This is a genomic window from Maribacter litoralis (assembly GCF_902506355.1).
Taxonomy (GTDB): Bacteria; Bacteroidota; Bacteroidia; order Flavobacteriales; family Flavobacteriaceae; genus Maribacter; species Maribacter litoralis.
On the sequence record NZ_LR733271.1, the window covers coordinates 4077090 to 4095955 of the forward strand.

16 protein-coding genes are annotated in these 18866 nt (G+C 36.8%); 11 read left to right on the forward strand and 5 right to left on the reverse strand.

Going from position 1 to position 18866, the window contains the following annotated elements:
- The first annotated feature begins 81 nt into the window (after positions 1-81).
- The 6 genes from EXIGUO8A_RS17380 to EXIGUO8A_RS17405 all read left to right on the forward strand — a co-directional run bounded on the left by EXIGUO8A_RS17380 (position 82) and on the right by EXIGUO8A_RS17405 (position 6200).
- Positions 82-1032, forward strand: coding sequence for an isopenicillin N synthase family dioxygenase (locus EXIGUO8A_RS17380; protein WP_159304148.1), 951 nt, complete (start codon positions 82-84; stop codon positions 1030-1032).
- A gap of 5 nt (positions 1033-1037) precedes the next feature.
- The gene (locus EXIGUO8A_RS17385; protein ID WP_159304149.1) at positions 1038-1367 is read left to right on the forward strand and encodes a translation initiation factor; all 330 of its coding nucleotides are present in this window, start codon (positions 1038-1040) and stop codon (positions 1365-1367) included.
- Positions 1368-1475: 108 nt separating this feature from the next.
- Positions 1476-2408, forward strand: coding sequence for a DUF1835 domain-containing protein (locus tag EXIGUO8A_RS17390; protein ID WP_116769179.1), 933 nt, complete (start codon positions 1476-1478; stop codon positions 2406-2408).
- A gap of 1 nt (position 2409) precedes the next feature.
- The gene (locus EXIGUO8A_RS17395; protein WP_159304150.1) at positions 2410-3276 is read left to right on the forward strand and encodes a nucleoside phosphorylase; all 867 of its coding nucleotides are present in this window, start codon (positions 2410-2412) and stop codon (positions 3274-3276) included.
- Positions 3277-3331: 55 nt separating this feature from the next.
- On the forward strand, positions 3332-5368 hold the full coding sequence (gene ppk1, locus EXIGUO8A_RS17400; RefSeq protein ID WP_159304151.1) for a polyphosphate kinase 1: 2037 nt from the start codon (positions 3332-3334) through the stop codon (positions 5366-5368).
- Positions 5355-6200 (forward strand): substrate-binding domain-containing protein, encoded by an 846-nt coding sequence (locus tag EXIGUO8A_RS17405; RefSeq protein ID WP_159304152.1) that lies wholly within the window; start codon positions 5355-5357, stop codon positions 6198-6200. Before ppk1 ends, EXIGUO8A_RS17405 begins: the two co-directional genes overlap by 14 nt.
- A 5-nt stretch (positions 6201-6205) precedes the next feature.
- On the opposite strand, the gene EXIGUO8A_RS17410 is transcribed toward EXIGUO8A_RS17405, so the two are convergent.
- Together EXIGUO8A_RS17410 and ung are read right to left on the reverse strand one after the other, a co-directional pair.
- Positions 6206-6634, reverse strand: a complete 429-nt coding sequence (locus EXIGUO8A_RS17410; RefSeq protein WP_116769183.1) for a response regulator — start codon at positions 6632-6634, stop codon at positions 6206-6208.
- 84 nt (positions 6635-6718) lie between these two features.
- Positions 6719-7384: a uracil-DNA glycosylase gene (gene ung, locus EXIGUO8A_RS17415; RefSeq protein WP_159304153.1), complete on the reverse strand. Its 666-nt coding sequence runs from the start codon at positions 7382-7384 to the stop codon at positions 6719-6721.
- A 198-nt stretch (positions 7385-7582) separates the two neighbouring features.
- On the opposite strand from ung, the gene EXIGUO8A_RS17420 reads away from it, so the two are divergent.
- The 4 genes from EXIGUO8A_RS17420 to EXIGUO8A_RS17435 all read left to right on the forward strand — a co-directional run bounded on the left by EXIGUO8A_RS17420 (position 7583) and on the right by EXIGUO8A_RS17435 (position 12406).
- On the forward strand, positions 7583-9754 hold the full coding sequence (locus EXIGUO8A_RS17420) for an endonuclease MutS2 (RefSeq protein ID WP_159304154.1): 2172 nt from the start codon (positions 7583-7585) through the stop codon (positions 9752-9754).
- 158 nt (positions 9755-9912) lie between these two features.
- Positions 9913-10317: a thiol-disulfide oxidoreductase DCC family protein gene (locus EXIGUO8A_RS17425; RefSeq protein ID WP_159304155.1), complete on the forward strand. Its 405-nt coding sequence runs from the start codon at positions 9913-9915 to the stop codon at positions 10315-10317.
- Between the two features lie 132 nt (positions 10318-10449).
- On the forward strand, positions 10450-11559 hold the full coding sequence (locus tag EXIGUO8A_RS17430; protein WP_159304156.1) for a DUF748 domain-containing protein: 1110 nt from the start codon (positions 10450-10452) through the stop codon (positions 11557-11559).
- A 55-nt stretch (positions 11560-11614) separates the two neighbouring features.
- Positions 11615-12406, forward strand: coding sequence for a DUF1206 domain-containing protein (locus EXIGUO8A_RS17435; protein ID WP_159304157.1), 792 nt, complete (start codon positions 11615-11617; stop codon positions 12404-12406).
- Between the two features lie 5 nt (positions 12407-12411).
- Here the strand turns inward: EXIGUO8A_RS17435 and EXIGUO8A_RS17440 are convergent, their stop codons facing one another.
- Together EXIGUO8A_RS17440 and aroC are read right to left on the reverse strand one after the other, a co-directional pair.
- On the reverse strand, positions 12412-13713 hold the full coding sequence (locus EXIGUO8A_RS17440; protein WP_159304158.1) for a dicarboxylate/amino acid:cation symporter: 1302 nt from the start codon (positions 13711-13713) through the stop codon (positions 12412-12414).
- Between the two features lie 60 nt (positions 13714-13773).
- On the reverse strand, positions 13774-14838 hold the full coding sequence (aroC, locus tag EXIGUO8A_RS17445) for a chorismate synthase (protein WP_116769190.1): 1065 nt from the start codon (positions 14836-14838) through the stop codon (positions 13774-13776).
- 229 nt (positions 14839-15067) lie between these two features.
- On the opposite strand from aroC, the gene EXIGUO8A_RS17450 reads away from it, so the two are divergent.
- Complete coding sequence (locus tag EXIGUO8A_RS17450; protein WP_159304159.1) at positions 15068-15934, forward strand: UDP-2,3-diacylglucosamine diphosphatase; 867 nt, start codon at positions 15068-15070, stop codon at positions 15932-15934.
- Here the strand turns inward: EXIGUO8A_RS17450 and EXIGUO8A_RS17455 are convergent.
- Complete coding sequence (locus EXIGUO8A_RS17455; RefSeq protein WP_159304160.1) at positions 15931-18849, reverse strand: FAD-binding and (Fe-S)-binding domain-containing protein; 2919 nt, start codon at positions 18847-18849, stop codon at positions 15931-15933. The genes EXIGUO8A_RS17450 and EXIGUO8A_RS17455 overlap by 4 nt on opposite strands.
- Between the last annotated feature and the right edge of the window lie 17 nt (positions 18850-18866).

Here is an 18866-nt window from a genome sequence, read left to right on the forward strand (position 1 = left end):
AAATGCATATAGCAAGTATCGATTATAACAACGCGCGTAAATCGCCAATAATTATTAATTTTACGTAAAATCTTTAAAAATATGAGCTTGGTACCTAGTGTTGACCTGTCGGATTTCCTTTCGGACGACCCAAAAAGAAAACAGAAATTTATAAATGAAATTGGAAAAGCCTTTGAAGAAATAGGTTTTGTTGCTTTGGGCGGACATTTCTTATCCGATGAATTAGTAGATTCTTTATATGCTGAAATAAAAGCCTTCTTTGATCTACCCGATGATGTAAAAGATGGTTACCAAATAGAAGGTATTGGTGGACAACGCGGATATACTTCTTTTGGAAAGGAACATGCCAAAGGAAGAAAAGAAGGCGACCTAAAGGAGTTTTGGCACTTTGGACAATATGTAGAGGATAATGATAAACTTGAAAAAGAATATCCTGCAAATGTTATAGTTAAGGAACTTCCGGAGTTTAATAAAGTAGGTAAGGAAACGTATAAAATGCTTGAAAAAACTGCAAAATACGTTTTACGTGCATTGGCTCTTCACCTAAATTTAAATGAATACTACTTTGATGACTTCATTAAAAACGGAAATTCTATTCTACGTCCCATACATTACCCACCAATTACCTCTGAACCAAAAAATGCCGTTAGAGCGGCCGCACATGGCGATATAAACTTGATCACTCTTTTAATGGGCGCACATGGTAAGGGATTACAGGTTAAAAACCATGAAGGCGAATGGGTAGATGCCATCGCAAAACCCGATGAATTAATGATTAATGTTGGCGATATGCTTTCTCGCTTAACCAACAACAAATTACTTTCAACCATTCACCAGGTCGTTAATCCACCAAAGGAGTTATGGGGTACTTCTAGATATTCTGTACCATTTTTTATGCATCCGGTTAGTGAAATGCCTTTAAACTGTTTAGAAAATTGTATTGATGAAGACCATCCTAAATTATATGAAGATATAACCGCAGGTGAGTTTTTACATGAAAGACTAATTGAATTAGGGCTAATTAAAAAATAACGGACATGGATATTAAAGACCAGTTAAAAAATCTATTTCCCGATCACGAACCCGAGGAAACTCCTATAAAGAGCAAAGAAAAAAATTCTCTTTGGCTTCAAGATGACCCTATAATTTGTAAGTATGAAAAACGTAAGGGTAAACCAATAACTATATTGGAAGGTTATACCGGTGCCGACGAAGATTTTAAGAAATTAGCCAAAGAACTTAAGACAAAATTGAGTGTTGGCGGTAGTTTTAAGGATGATAAAATTATCATTCAAGGAGATTACAGAGATAAAATCATGGCAATACTTAAAGATAAAGGCTTCGCAGTGAAGCGTGTAGGCGGCTAATTTAACATTTTTTCAGTCTTTAATCCTATCATTTGTTTTCTGTTAAATAATTTTATAACGTTGTTATAAGTATTATTTTTAATCATTCTAACTAAATCAAACCCCGGTATGAGTTCTCTCTTACACATTACCAATGGAGATGTTTTCACCGAACGCCTTCAAAAATTAAACTTGGACGGTGACGTCATTACATGGCGAGAAATGCTATGTGAAGGTCAAACACTACCTAACGTAGGTACAGAAACCTTCTGGAAAGCCCGTTTTGAGTTTCTTCATAAAAATTATAAAGTTTCAAAATCTTGGTTTATAGAAAAGACCCTAAAGGAATACAGGTCGCTATGTAGCCATAAACAACAAGATCATATCGTGCTTTGGTTCGAATATGATCTTTTTTGTCAGGTGAATATGCTAGCGGTGATCAGCTGGCTGCTTACCCATAGAAAATATGCTCAAATATCGTTGGTTTGCAGTGGTAAAGAAGACGAAACAGATAAAATGTACAGTCTTAATGAGCTGACCGATGACCAACTATTGAGCCTTTACAAAAATAAAAAGGTATTAACACAAGACGATACAGAATACGCCGATTATGTTTGGCAATTGTATTGTAGCAATAATCCTATACGATTAGAGAATCTTACCGATTTTAAAGATTATCAGTTCGATTATCTAGGTGATGCAGTAAAATCTCATTTAAAACGTTTTCCTAGCATTAACAACGGATTAAATGAAATGGAAAATACTATTTTGCAATTGGGAATCGACAAGAAACCTAAATCCAAAACGGAATACATGGACGTTCTTCTAAAAAACCAAGGAAACCTTGGCTTTTCCAATACACAGTACGACCGTGCCTTGTCTCGCCTTAAACCTTTGATCACCAGCTTAAACCCTGTTCGTGTTTCCAAGAAAGGAAAAGAGATATTAGCAGGCAAAACAAGTTATTATTCTTGCATTCAAGACAACGATGTGTATTTAGGAGGTGCTTTAAAGTACAATTTCCTATATAACACTACCACGAACCGAATCTTAAAATTATAGCATGCAATTAAGGCCTGCTGAACTTGTCATCAATGAAGATGGCAGTATTTATCATCTAAATTTATTACCGGAAGATATTGCAACTACCGTTATTACCGTAGGTGACCCTGACAGGGTCAGCCAGGTGTCCCGCTTCTTCGATACCATTGAGGTAAAAAAGGGAAAACGTGAGTTTCATACCCATACCGGTCATTTAAACGGTAAGCGTATTTCCGTCATTTCTACCGGTATCGGTACCGATAATATCGATATTGTTTTAAATGAGTTAGATGCGCTTGTTAATATTGATTTTGAAACAAGAACACTTAAAAAAGAACACACCTCATTAAATATCATAAGAATTGGAACTAGTGGCGCCATACAACCCGATATTCCAATCGATTCATTTTTAATAAGCAAATATGCTATAGGATTTGATGGGCTTCTACACTTCTACGAACATGGTAGCATCAACTACCCAAAAATAGAAGACGCATTTATTGCCCATACTTCGTGGAACGCTAATAAAGCTAGGCCATATGTACTCTCCTACTCCGAAAAGCTAGGAAAATTATTTACTGATAATCGTATACGATTAGGCTTTACCGCAACAAACACGGGGTTTTACGGACCACAACAACGCCAGTTGAGAATTAAACCTAGTCAAATGGAATTGATGGAAAAACTATCTACGTTCAGCTATAATAACATTCAGTTGACCAACTTAGAAATGGAAACATCTGGCATTTACGCACTTTCACAACTCTTAGGTCACGAAGCTGTGTCTCTAAATTGTATTTTAGCCAATAGGTCTACAGGAGAATTTTCGGTAACCCCAACAGAATCTGTCGATAGGTTAATTGAATTTTGTTTGAAACGATTGGCTTAACATACATTTACAATATTCTTAATATTGTACTTCTTATTTTTACGCAAATCCAATCATGAAAAAAGACAACCTAAAGCATAGAGATATTAATTGGCTCTATTTCAATGAGCGTGTACTGCTTGAAGCTAAAAGTGCCGACACCCCATTATTGGAGCGGTTAAAATTCTTGGCCATTTTTTCTTCAAACCTTGATGAGTATTTTAAAGTTCGTGTATCTCAGCTACGTCAAATAAAAAACCTTGACAAGAAGTTCCGTAAGAAATTAATGTTCAAGGCAAATTCTACGCTTCAGCATATTCTACAAATTATCAACCAACAGCAGGTGGAATTTGGCAAGGTAATAGCCTCAACCCTATCGGAGCTTGAAGAACATAATATTTTCATTAGGAATACGTCTAACTTCACACCAGAGCAAAAGAATTTTCTAGAAGAATTGTTCGATAAAGATATTAAGCAAGCTTGTGAAATACATGACGGGAACGCCATTTTGACCGACGGCGCACTGTATCTTGCAGTTACACACCCGAACAGTGAGTATAGCATTGTAAAAATACCTACCGAAGAACAAGATCGCTTTATTGCATTACCCGGTAACGGACATCAATTTTGTTATGTAGATGATATAATACGATTGAATATAGAAAAATTGCTTCCTACAAAAGAGGCTACAGACTGCTATTCCATTAAACTTTCTAGAGATGCCGAATTATATTTAGATGATGATTATTCTGATGTTGAGCTCGTTGAAAAAATATACAATTCGTTAGACAAGCGTTTGTTCGGGCAAGCAACTAGGCTACTGTATGATGAAACAATGCCCAGCTGGCTATTAGATGCCATGAAGCGTGATTTTAAACTAGGCGATGTTGACCTATCTCCAGGAGGAACTTATCATAATTTATCCGATTTTTTCTCTTTTCCTGCTCCAGAAGGCACAGAACCTCTGCAATATGAAGAAAAACCGGCTTTACCTCACCCAGAACTATCTTTTACCGACGATATTTTCAAAAGTATTGCCACAAAAGACCAATTGGTACATTTTCCGTATCAAGATTTTAAGGTAGTCGAAGATTTTTTGTCCGCAGCTGCAACCGACCCTACGGTAACTGCCATAAAAATGACAATCTACCGTATTGCCAAGTCCTCCTCACTAGCAGATGCTATATTAACTGCTTTGGACAATAACAAAGAAGTTACTTTGTTCGTAGAGGCACAAGCAAGGTTCGACGAAGCCAATAATATTAAATGGGGACGAATTTTTGAAGAGAAAGGAGCTAAAGTTATTTTCAGTATCCCACAAGTAAAGGTGCATTCAAAAATTGCCATGGTGTATAGAACGGAAGCTGAGATTGAAAAACGGTACGCTTATATCGGCACTGGCAATTTTAATGCTAAGACATCAAAAATATATTGTGATCACGGCTTATTTACAGCGCATAAAAAAATCACCAAAGATTTAGGACAGGTATTTCAAGTTTTAGAGCGTAAGTTAATTGTACCTAAGTTAAAACGCTTACTAGTTTCACCGTTTACTACCAGAATTACGTTCATGAATCTTATTCAAAACGAAATTAATTCTGCTTTAAACGGTAAGAAAGCTAGTATTACGGCAAAAATGAACAGCTTAGAGGATTCCAATATGATTAAGGCTCTCTATAGAGCTGCCAATGCCGGTGTTAACGTTAGGTTGATCGTAAGAGGCTTTTGCTGTTATCTAACTGCCAACGAAAACCCTGGTGATGGTATGAAAGAGAATGTATTCATTACCAGTATTGTAGATCGCTATCTGGAACATGGGCGTATATACCTGTTTGAAAATGGCGGAAACGAACTCATGTATATTGGATCTGCCGACTGGATGACGCGAAATCTTGATAGGCGCATAGAAGTGCTAACCCCAATATTGGATGAGGATATTTTTAATGAATTAAAGCATATTTTAACCTTACAACTCAACGACAATCAGAAAGCGCGTGTATTGGACATAAACAACACGAATAAAAAGGTTAGCCTTAATGATGGTGATACCCCAATTAGATCACAATATGCCATCTATGACTATTTAAAAAATAAATTGAATGAAAACCGTTAGAATTATTGGAGTACCAGAGCATTTTAATCTTCCTTGGCATTTAGCCATAGAAGAAGGTGCATTTGAAGAACGTGGTATTCAGCTAAAATGGACAGATATACCCGAGGGTACTGGTAAAATGAGCCAAATGCTCAAGGATGGTGAAACCGATCTAGCTATTATTCTAACAGAAGGTATTATAAAGAGTATTACAGAGGGCAATCCGGTAAAAATTATTCAGGAATATATTGCCTCTCCTCTACTTTGGGGTATTCACGTAGACGCGAAAAGTTCATTTAGCTCATTAAATGAATTAAAAGATACCACAGCTGCAATAAGTCGCTTTGGCAGCGGAAGCCACTTAATGGCTTACGTACAAGCCAAACAGATGGGTTGGGATACCAACACCTTAAAATTCAACATCATCAACAATCTTAATGGAGCAATCGAAGGCTTGGCATCCGGCGAAGCAGATTATTTTATGTGGGAACGTTTTACCACTAAACCTCTAGTGGATAATGGCACTTTTAAGCATTTAGGAAATTGCCCTACACCCTGGCCTTGTTTTGTACTTGTAGGAACCGATTCTTTTATTAAGGAAAACAACGGAATCTTAAATCATATTCTTGACGTCATCAATACCTATACAGCAGAATTTAAGCAAATTCCTAAAATAGATACCACCCTTGCCAACAGGTATCATCAAAAATTGGAAGATATTCAAGAATGGTTGCAAATAACGGAATGGAGCCAAAAACAACTACCAGAAGAGGTGTTACGCAATGTTCAAAAAACATTACGGGAATTAAACCTTATAGAAGATTCAATTCCCGTAACGGATATTTTGAAATAGAAATTTTATATTGCCGCTAAACTAAAATGCTTTTGTATCAGCGCTTTAAAGGTTTCGTCTGAAAGAGGTTTCTGTGCATAATCTGCAACATACTTATTAGTGTTCGCTCTTTCTTTATCATCCTGATTATCACTAATAGTAACAAGTACTATGGTAATTTGATCTTTAAGCTTTTTAGGTACCATATCTTCATAAGCCTTCATAAACTGCCATCCGTCCATTACGGGCATCCTAAGATCTAACATGACCATACAGGGCAACTCCAACTTCTCTTGACCTTTACCTAAAATAAAATCCAAAGCTTCTTGACCGTTTAAAGCCGAATTAATATTAACGTCCATATCAAGCTTATTGATGAAAATGGAATGCAAAAAGTTGCTTGCATCATCATCATCGACCAGTAAAATCGTATTCAGCCTTTCTAAGTTATTCATTTAATTAGTAGTTTTTAAGTTGTTAGATTGAGTGGTGTACCCTTCGATACCAACTAAATTTAAAGAATTTATTTATTATCTAACTTACCACGTGATCTTTTTATTGCCTAAATCATCTAAAATTTTATTGCACACAGAAAAATGTCGATTGCCAAACCAATAGCCACGATTGGCACTTAATGGAGAAGGATGCCCCGATGTTAGAATGGTATGATTCTTTTTATTGATCAACTTTGCCTTTTTCTTGGCAAAACCGCCCCACAGCAGAAAAACCAAGCGTTCGCTATTTTCAGAAAGTTTGGAAATCACGGTATCCGTAAACATTTCCCATCCCATCTTTTGGTGACTACCTGGTTCATGTTCCCTAACGGTAAGCGTAGCATTTAAAAGCAACACACCTTGTTTTGCCCATTTTTCCAGATTTCCACTTTCTGGATAGGCTTTGCCAATATCACTCTCCAACTCCTTAAAAATATTGACTAAGGAAGGCGGATGTTTTATACCATCTTTCACCGAAAAACATAATCCGTTTGCCTGATTAGGACCGTGATACGGATCCTGACCAATGATAACCACTTTTACCTTATCGAATTCACAATGATTAAAAGCCGCAAATACATCCGATTCATTAGGATAACATGTGTGTTGGCTATACTCTTTAGTTACAAATTGCATCAAATTTTTAAAATAAGGCTTTTCAAATTCATCATTAAGCTGTTGTTGCCAACTTTGAGATAGGTTCATTTTCATGCTAACAAATATTTTCCTCTTTAAAATTCAAATTTAATATTATGACATTCACCAATCAAAAAATAAAAACCAATTAAACGCTATTCAATAATTTTTCTTTTTACCATGAAAATGCAATAGCGCATATAAAGCTATAAGTGCCTTGCCTTATTAGATTTCATCGGCAATGCGTACCTTTGTAACTTATTTAGACATCACGTGGCCAACATACATTCCAAAACATTACAAGACCTAGAGTTTCCTTCAGTATTACAACAAGTATCGGCTAGGTGCCATACCGAGTTGGGTAAAGAAGCGGCGTTGCATATCGCCCCTTTCATAACAGAAGAAGTCATAAAAATAGAACTGGGTAAAACGGCGGAATATTTATCGTCAATGGTCAGCGAAAACCGCATACCAAACCATGGTTTTGATAGTATCAATGCTGACCTAAAGTTATTGAAAATCGAAAATACCACATTAGAACTCCAAGGTTTTAAGCGTATTGCCAGTATTTGCTTAACCGTTGTGCAACATCAAAAATTCTTTAAAAAGTTTAAGAATTACTACCCGTTGCTGAATGATTATGCTCTAAAACTAGAGTCCAATACAGAAATACCAGGACTGATAAACAACGTTATAGACAGATTTGGCGAGGTAAAAGACAGTGCATCCGATCAATTATTCTCCATTAGAAGACAGATTAATGCGGTCAGAGGAAAAATCAGTCAAAGCTTTGGTTCGGCACTTAACACTTATCAAGCGTCGGACTATTTGGACGAGATCAGGGAGTCTGTCGTGGAAAATAGACGTGTATTAGCCGTAAAGGCCATGTACCGCAAGAAAATCAAAGGTGCCGTAATGGGCACTTCTAAAACAGGGAGCATTGTTTATATTGAACCTGAGGCAGTTTTAAAGTATAGCAGAGAGCTGAATAACCTAGAATTTGAAGAGAAGGAAGAAGTACAACGCATTTTAAAGCAACTAACAGCTCAAATAAGACCATTTAGAGCCCTTTTAAGCGATTATCAAAATTTTCTAACACAAATAGACGTAATAGCCGCAAAAGCCAGATACGCAGAAGATATTAACGCATTACTACCCAAAATAAATTCTACCAATAAACTTTTTCTAAGAGAAGCCTATCATCCATTATTATTTTTAAATAATAAACGAAAAGGTGAAAATACATATCCACAGACCATTGAATTACATCAGGAAAACAGAATAATTGTCATATCCGGTCCAAATGCTGGAGGAAAAAGTATAACGTTAAAAACCATAGGCCTGCTTCAGGTGATGCTTCAGAGCGGCATGTTGATTCCTGTACATGAACGAAGTGAAGTGTGCTTCTTCAAAAAGATTTTAACGGATATTGGAGATAACCAAAGTATTGAAAACCACTTAAGTACATACAGTTATCGACTTAAGAACATGAACCAGTTCTTAAAGCGATGCGACAACAATACCTTATTTCTAATCGATGAATTTGGCACTGGTAGTGACCCAGAATTGGGCGGTGCCTTGGCAGAAGCGTTTTTAGAGGTATTTTATGAGCGAGGTTCATATGGGGTAATAACGACCCACTATGCAAACCTAAAAGCCCTTGCTAACGAATTACCGCATGCAACCAATGCCAACATGCTATTTGATGGAAGGACATTAGAGCCTACCTTTCAATTGATTTTAGGTCAGGCCGGTAGCTCATTCACTTTTGAGGTTGCCCAAAAGAACGGTATACCCTACTCCCTCATCAATAAGGCAAAAAAGAAAATAGAACGTGGCAAGGTGCGATTTGATGCCACTATTGCAAAATTGCAGAAAGAACGGAATAAGATGGCGCAAACCGGCTCTAGATTAAAAGAGGAAGAGGATAAAGCCAGAGAAGAAAATCAGAGATTGGAGAAATTAAACGCAAAAATCAAATCTAAGCTTGAAAATTACCAAGAACTCTATGATCACGATCAACGCATGATTCAGTTAGGGAATAAAGTGAATGTAGCCGCTGATAAATATTTTCAAGACAACAAAAAAAGATCTTTGGTTTCTGAGCTTTTACGTATTGTAGAAACCGAGAACAGTAAAAGGAAAAAGAAGTCGGCCCACCAAGCAAAACTAGAGAGAACAAAAAAAGCCAAAGTAGCACAAGAAGTGCAAAAAGAGGTTAAAGTTATCCGCGAAAAAAAGAAGGTTGAGAAAAAGAAAGCAATCATAAAAGAGAAGAATAAACCAAGACCGGTTTTTAAGGTTGGTGACCGAGTAAGAATGCAAGATGGAAAAGCTGTAGGTAGTATAGATTCCCTTGAAAAAGGAAAAGCAATCGTAAATTATGGCATTTTTACCACCAACGTAAGTGTTGACCAACTAGAAATGGTTGAAAAGAAAAAATAACGTTGAAAATCAACACCTTACAAAAAATCATATACGATTTTGTGTTGACTTTCTTTTTTGTTCCATCGACATTCAACATATAAATTTGACAGTATATTGTAACAAATTTTATAATGGTGTTAGGAAATAATTTTTGAATTAACCTTTAATTTTATCCTGTGGATATAAATAAGAAAATTATTCTTTTTGATGGTGTTTGCAATCTTTGCGATAGTAGCGTTCAGTTTATTATTAAGCGAGATAAAAATGACGTATTCAGATACGCTGCACTACAAAGTGAAACCGGAAAAAAGTTATTGGCTGAAAGAAATATTGACTCCAATGAAATTGATTCCATTATTTTAATAGAACCAAACGTCGCCTATTACACAAAATCTACCGCCGCTCTAGAAATTGGTAAGAATTTGAAAGGTCTTAGAACAATTTCCTCCATTTTACTATGGTTACCAGAATCCTTTCGCAATATCGTATACGATTTTATCGCTAAGAACAGATACAAATGGTACGGTAAAAAGGCTGATTGTATGATCCCTACAGAAGAGCTGAAAAGCAAATTCATTTAGACTTCTTAAAATTTGAGCTTGTTTTTAGGTTTTAATTCGATTAGAATTACTTTTACCCCATTTCGCACTAAATGTTATACATTAAAATTCAATGACTTATATTATCGACCTTAGAAATTAGTGTTGATAAAGATGAGTACCGAGAAAAAGAAACTTTATAAAAAAAAGAGATATTTAATACCTATAATAATAGTTATACTTCTTATCTCCTTGCGACTTTCCCTCCCATTTTTCGTAAAAAATTACGTTAATAATGTTCTTGCCGACTTACCAGGGTACTATGGTCAGGTAGAAGACATAGACCTATCGATCATACGTGGCGCATACACCATACACGGTATGTACCTGAATACAGTAGATGGTAATACAGAAATTCCTTTTCTAGATTTTAAAAAAACGGATATTTCTATTGAATGGAATGCCCTTTTGCATGGAAGAATTGTAAGCGAAATAGAAATGCAAGAGCCTAAGGTTCTTTACGTATTTGAAGACCAACAAGATACCGTAGGTCAAGCGGATACCGAAGATTGGACCAAAGCATTAACCGACTTAGTACCTATTGACATTAACCGCTTAACCGTACGAAATGGGAAACTTGCTTTTTTACAGTTACAAGCAGACCCTAACATTGATTTACACCTTTCTAACGTGGAATTATCTGCAACCAACCTGAGAAACGTAGTAGAAAAAAGCAGAACCCTACCCTCTAGCATACATGCGACCGCAACTTCAATAGGTAATGGCGATGTCGTATTGGATGGCGACATGAATCTAGTAAAGGAAATACCTGACATGGATATTACTTTTAGTTTAGAAAATGCCAATGCAACAGCCCTTAACGACTTTACTAACCACTACGCCGGAATTGATTTTGACGAAGGTTCGTTCGATGTGTTCGGAGAACTTGCCATTGCCGATGGATACCTAAAAGGATCTTTTAAACCTATTCTAAAAAATGCCAAATTGGTAGGTAAAGACGACGGATTCTTAAAAACATTATGGGAAGGCTTTGTTGGCTTTTTTAAGTTCATCCTAAAGAATCATAAACAAGATACACTCGCCACTAAAATTCCTGTTGAGGGAGACCTTAATAGTGTCAAAACAAAAATTTGGCCCACAGTTACGCGAATTTTCAGAAATGCATGGATACAGGCTTATAAAGATATTACAGATGATGATTTAAACTTTAAGGACGCCGCCGATGGAGCCGACAAGTTGAATGATAAATCAAAAAAGAACTAAATCCAATTCACCAATTTCAACAAATACTTAATACCATCTATTCAAATAAACAACAATGAACGATACGATAAAAAAAATTGCCCTTAGCGGTTACATTTCCAAAGGGATCGTATTTTCTATTACAGGAATTCTAGCTTTCTTATCCGCATTTAATATGGGAGGCAGAAAAGCAGGTAAAATTTCAATTATTAATTATTTGGAACAACAAAGCTTAGGCTCTGTCATTGTAATTTTATTAGGCTTAGGACTTATTTGCTATGGCATTTGGAGATCGATACAAGGTGTAAACGACCCTGAAGGCATTGGAACTGATTTTAAAGGTGCGGTAAAACGAATTGGTTTTTCCATAAGCGGAATTATTTACCTCTCACTAGGCTTAATTGCCATTGCTGATGCATTCGGTTTCTTTTCTATTTATAGCACTGGCAGCAATAGCCAAGACACTCAATTAAATACTTCGACCCGCTCCCTTATATTTATCATCATCGGATGTGCGCTTGGTATAAAAGCGGTATATCAATTTATAAAGATCCATAAAGGTAATTTCATTAACAACTTTGACATACAATCCGTCACATCACTGAACACACGTAAATATATTAAAAGAATGGGTTATGCCGGTTTACTATCAAGAGGCATAGTCACCAGTATTATTTCCTATTTTTTTCTGGCAGCAGGAATTGGTTTAAATGCCTCTTCCAAACAAGTAAAAGGTACTGCCGAAGCTTTTTCATTTATACAAGATCAAGCTTATGGCAAATATTTATTGGGATTTGTCGCCGCTGGGTTGGTTTGCTACGGGTTGTTCATGTTCAGTACTGCGGCCTACCGTAAGTACAATGATTAAAACAATTATTTTTTATAGTTGTCGTCCCAATTCTTAACCTTCGGTTCGTGCAACTTATCAACCGACTTCGCCACCATCATAGATACAGAGGCATCACCAGATACATTAATTACCGTTCTACACATATCTAAAGGTCGGTCTACAGCGAATATAAGTGCTAAACCAGCTTCTGGTATTCCCGCTTGGGCGAGTACAATGACTAGCATTACCATACCTGCACCAGGAACTGCAGCACTACCAATCGAAGCTAATGTAGCTGTAACAATAATTCCCAATTGTGCTGAAAGACTAAGATCCATACCAAATGCCTGTGCAATAAAAACGGCGGCAATGGCTTGATATAAACTTGTACCATCCATATTTATAGTAGCACCTATGGGCAATACAAAACTTGTTACTTCTTCATCAACACCCAAGTGCTCTTCTACCCTTTCCATAGTAACTGGCAATGTAGCAGCACTGGAACTTGTTGAAAATGCAAGAAGTTGAGCCGGTGACATCCCTTTCATAAACTTACTTGGAGATGTTTTGGTGAACACCCAGACCAAAACTAGGTAAACACCCAACATTAAAGTAAGACCAAGTACTACGCAGAATGCATACCAAGCCAAAGCCTTAAAAAGATCCATACTTGGCGATTCTACTATTAAAGCAGCCAATAAAGCAAAGACACCGTATGGCGCTGCCAACATAATCAAATCTATAAGCTTCAATATTACTTCATTGAATCCATCAAAGAATTTTTTAACCGGTGTTGCTTGTTCTTCCGGAATAAGTATTAATCCAATACCAAAGAAAATGGCGAAAAATATAACCTGCAGCATATTACCATTATCAGAAGCTGCTTTAAATATGTTACTGGGAACCAAATCTTCCAAAGCCTGTAACGGACCAGCTTCTTTTTGCTTTTCCGCTTTTGTTTTTATGGCATCAGCATCGCCTCTGTAGTTTTCAACAAGTTCCGTTCTTGTCTGTTCGGTAATGGAGCCTCCGGGTTTCACAATGTTCACCACCCCTAAACCGATAGAAACAGCGATAACAGTGGTTCCGATGTAGATGGCAATGGTACGGCCACCCATTTGAGAGAGTTTTGAAATATCCTTTAAATCGGATACTCCTTTAATAAGAGACCCCAAGATAAGGGGTACCGCTATTAACTTTAATGAGTTGATAAAAATGTTTCCAAATGGTTTGATCCAATCTGATATAAATTTTGGTCCCCATTCGAATTGAACCATTGCTAAAGCAAATAAAACCCCGGCCAACATCCCCAATAGAATTTGCCAATGCAACTCAAGCTTCCTCATAAAAAATTTAGTTTAGGGAAGTAAGATAGTATTTTGCTAGGAAAAGTGCTAAAAACGAACCTATAATTTAATGGTTCTATTGAGAAGTGTATAATCTGCCAAGACTAATGCTGTCATTGCTTCAACGATAGGCACAGCTCTTGGTACCACGCATGGATCGTGCCTTCCCTTACCTTGCGTTTTGACCATATTACCCTCTTTATCAATAGTTTCATAACCTTGTATGACCGTGGCTACAGGTTTAAATGCAACGTTAAAGTAAATATCCATTCCGTTACTTATACCACCTTGAATTCCTCCACTAAAATTGGTCTTTGTAGAACCATCAGAATTAAATTGGTCATTGTGTTCACTGCCTTTCATCTTTACACCTTCAAAACCGCTACCGTATTCAAAGCCCTTTACAGCATTAATAGACAACATTGCCTTACCTAATTCCGCATGTAATTTATCGAATACAGGCTCTCCTAAACCAATCGGTACATTTTTGGCAACGCATGTAATCACTCCACCTATGGTATCACCTTCTTTTTTAATCGATTTTATATAATCCTCCATCTTAGCGGCCATTGCCACATCTGGACAGCGAACTGCATTAGATTCTGTTAAAGAAAGATCTAGTTCAGTATAGTGCTTACCCAAATTCATACTACCTACTTGAGAAACATAGGCCTGTATTTCTATACCTTTTAAAAATTGCTTTGCTATGGCACCTGCGACTACCCTACTTGCCGTTTCCCTTGCCGAACTTCTGCCACCGCCACGGTAATCTCTAAAGCCATATTTTTGATCATAAACATAATCAGCATGCGATGGTCTATAAGAATCTTTTATATGTCCGTAATCCTTTGACTTCTGATTGGTATTATGAATAGCAAAACCAATGGGTGTACCCGTAGTCTTACCTTCAAAAACGCCTGAGTAGAATTCTACTTCATCTGGCTCTTTACGCTGGGTTACTATTGCAGACTGACCAGGCTTACGACGATCAAGGTCTTTTTGTATGGCCTCAAAATCCAATTCAATTTCTGATGGACAGCCGTCAATTACTCCGCCAATGGCTCTACCATGCGACTCTCCAAAAGTGGTTACCTTAAAAATATTCCCAAAGCTGTTTCCGGCCATAATAAGTATGTTCTTTATTAAATACGTATGGTTTTTACACCTACAAATTCACAGACTTCAAAGGTAAATGTTAAATGCATGAAAGAAAAATTTAAAAAGTGCTTAATATTACCTTAACCTTACTCTTTTGTGATAATGATTAATTAACCTAATCATTAAAGATTATTGACTCTCCAAATGATTGGCATGTATACCATTAGGTTTAATTTTGACCCAAAATTTATCCCCTTTGAAAAAACGTCGTCTTGAAATAGCGGTGCTATCTGATGTTCACTTAGGCTCATATGGTTGTCATGCTGAGGAATTGCTTACATACCTATGTAGTATCGACCCGAAAATTCTAATTCTAAACGGTGATATACTAGACGCAAAAAGAATGCGCAATAACTACTTTCCTCCTTCTCATCTAAAAGTGGTCAAGAAAATATTTTCTTTAGCAGCCAAAGGAACGGTAGTACATTACATTACTGGCAATAAAGATGAACCCTTAAGAAAGATTGATGATATTTATATGGGTACCATTCAGGTTTCTAACAGACTTTCTTTAAAACTAAATGGAAAAAACACGCTCTTTTTTCACGGTGATATTTTCGACTTTTCCTTTAGACACTCACATTGGTTATTAAATTTTGGGGAAACAGGGTTTGACACCTTATTAAAACTGGCAAAATTAAAAACCAAGTTTTTAGGCATGTTCGGAAAGAAGAACAAACCATTTTCTAACCCAGAATTAGACTATGGTGAAAGAGATCCCGAGCAAATAGCCTTATTCGAAAACAATGTAGCAAAAATGGCCATCAACCAACATTACGATCATGTCGTATGCGGTCACAGCCATGCTCCGAACAAACAACAGTTCGAAACCAAAAAAGGTGAATGCCTCTACTTAAATTCGGGTGACTGGGTAAAACACATGACTGCCCTTGAATATTCATTTAAACGTTGGAAACTATACCGATACGAAAATGATAAACTGGCTTCGTTTTATATGGACGAAGAACTAAAGTCCATGAACATGAATGAGCTTATTGCTACCATAACCCAACGTAAGGAGAGGGATTCTAAAAAAGAAAAAGACGGTCTTACCGATATTTAGTCTAGTAAAGCTTCTTTCAATACACTCACCGGGTGCTTAGCAATTCTTTTGGTACCATCAAAAATTTGATGCCTACAACTGGTACCGTTGGCAGCAATAATAGTTTCCTCCGATGATTTTTGTACTGCAGGAAATAGCTTAAGACTACCAATTTTCATACTCGTCTCGTAATGCTCTTCCTCATAACCAAATGAACCCGCCATACCACAACAACCAGATGGTATAATGGTAACCTTGTAGTTGGTTGGCAAGTTTAAAACATCAAAAGTCACTTTCTGATTGCTCAATGCTTTTTGATGACAATGATTATGGATCTTTATATCCTTAGCTTTTGTGGTAAAACTCGACGCACTCAAATTACCTTCTGCAATTTCCTTTGCCAGAAATTCTTCGATTAAAAAGGAATTATCCGCAATTTTCTGTGCTATATCTCTATTACCGGTCATACGTTTGTATTCATCTCTAAACGACAAAATTGCTGAAGGCTCTAAACCTAATACAGGCAAACCTGCATCTGCAAATTTTTGCAAATCCTTGGAGTTTTTAACCGCTAGTTTTTTAGCTTGTTTCAAGAAGCCTTTTGAAAGGAATGTTCTACCGCTTTCTGCATAATAAAGCTCTACATCATAACCAAGTTTCGCCAATAATTCTATAGCATCTTTCCCTACTTCAATATCTAGGTAACGCGTAAATTCATCGATAAACAAAACTACCTTTTTATTTATATCAACTTTTTGATTACTAATTTTTTGAAGATGTTTATCAAAATTAAAACTATAAACCTTTGGCAAGCTCCTTTCTTGTGCAACTCCACTTGTTTTTTTCAAAAGTCCCCCAAGTAATTTTGAATCATACACGGCATTGGTCAAGCCAGAAACCTTACTGCCCAATCCGTTCAGCTTTGTATTATAAGCGAACAATTTACCACGAAAAGAATAACCGTTTGCCTCTTGATATTGATATAAAAATTCAGCTTTTAAGGTTGATACATCCACATTACTGGGACACTCACTTGCACATGCCTTACAACTTAAACAAAGGTCAAAGGCTTCCTTAATTTCGGGACTATCAAACCTATTCTTAGCAGTACTATTTGGGTTGGTCAAAAATTCTCTTAATGTATTTGCCCTACCTCTAGTTGTATCTTTTTCATTTTTGGTGGCATGATAACTTGGGCACATACCTCCTTTTGCTTTTTCGGTTTTTCTACAATCGCCACTTCCATTACATTTTTCAGCAGCCTTTAAAATACCCTCACTATCAGAGAAATCCATCAAGGTCTCCACATCGGGCTCCTTTCGGTCAACCTCGTAACGAAAGGACTTGTCCATTGGATAAGCGTCAACTATTTTACCCGGATTAAAAATTCCCTTGGGATCGAAGTATGATTTTATTCGCCTTAACAACTCATAGTTTTTCTCACCGATCATTAAAGGGATAAACTCAGCACGTACAATACCATCTCCATGCTCTCCACTAAATGAACCTCTATATTTTTTAGTCAGTTTAGCTACATCTGTAGTAATTGCCCTAAACAAGCCCACATCGGCAGATTTCTTTAAATTAAGAATTGGTCTTAAATGCAGCTCACCTGCACCAGCATGTGCATAATACACGGCACTTTGCCCATAACCTTTCATAATTAGGGAAAACTCCGCTATAAAATCTTTCAAATCCGGTAAAGCCACAGCAGTATCTTCAATACAGGCTACCGCTTTCATATCACCTACAATATTTCCCAATAGACCCAATCCTGCTTTACGAAGCTCTATGGCCTTGGCAATTTGATCCCCGTATAAAACAGGATTCGCATAGCTTAACCCAGATTTCTCAATGGTTTCATGCAAAGCGGCTATTGCTTGTTCCAATTCCAATTTTGTATGTGCTGATACCTGCAGCATCAACAAAGCCGCAGGATCCCCTTCCACAAAGAACCTGTTGGCTAACTGTGCACGATTATTCTTGGTACAATCTAAAATTACCTTATCCATCATTTCACATAATTGCAATGGGTGTTCCATTACCGGAACCACATCCATTAAGCAATCCTCTAAAGTGTTGTAATGCGTAACAACCATAGCCGAAAGCGGTGGTGGCAAAGTATCTAATTGCACTGTTAATTCTGTAGTAAATGCAAGTGTACCCTCACTACCACATAACAGTTTTGCCATATTGAAATAGGGCAATTCTCCTCCGAAAATATCGGTTTTCAATAATTCATCTACAGCATAACCTGTACTTCTTCTATGAATTTCAGGTTTAGGAAAATTCTCTTTTATTTCTTTAACTACATCTTTATTAGATAGCTCTTTATACACCTCTTTATAAAGTAAAGCTTCAAAAGTATCTTCTTGTAATTTCTTCTTGAACTCATCTGTAGCTATGCTACCAAACTCCGCTATAGAACCGTCTGACAATACCGTTTTCATAGAGACGACCTTATCTCTGGTTACCCCATATTGGATAGAGGTGGTCCCCGATGAATTATTGCCGACCATACCGCCCATCATACACCTATTGGATGTCGATGTATTCGGACCAAAAAATAAACCGAACGGTTTTAAATACTGATTCAGTTCGTCCCTAATAACCCCTGGCTGAACAGTTACCTGTTTCTTTTCTAGATCCAGACTTATTATTTCAGTAAAATGTTTTGACACGTCGACCACTAGTCCATCACCTACACATTGCCCTGCCAAAGAAGTGCCTGCAGTTCTTGGAATAATGCTAATTTCTTCATTATTCGCAAACTGCACAATCTTCTTAATATCTTCGACGGATTTTGGAAAAGCCGCACCTAATGGTATTTTTCGATATACTGACGCATCGGTAGCGTACAGTGTTTTGGTAAGATTATCAAATTGCACATCTCCCTCTAAATCTTCTCTTAACTTTGCAAGTAAATTATTATCCAACGTAACACAATTTTGAT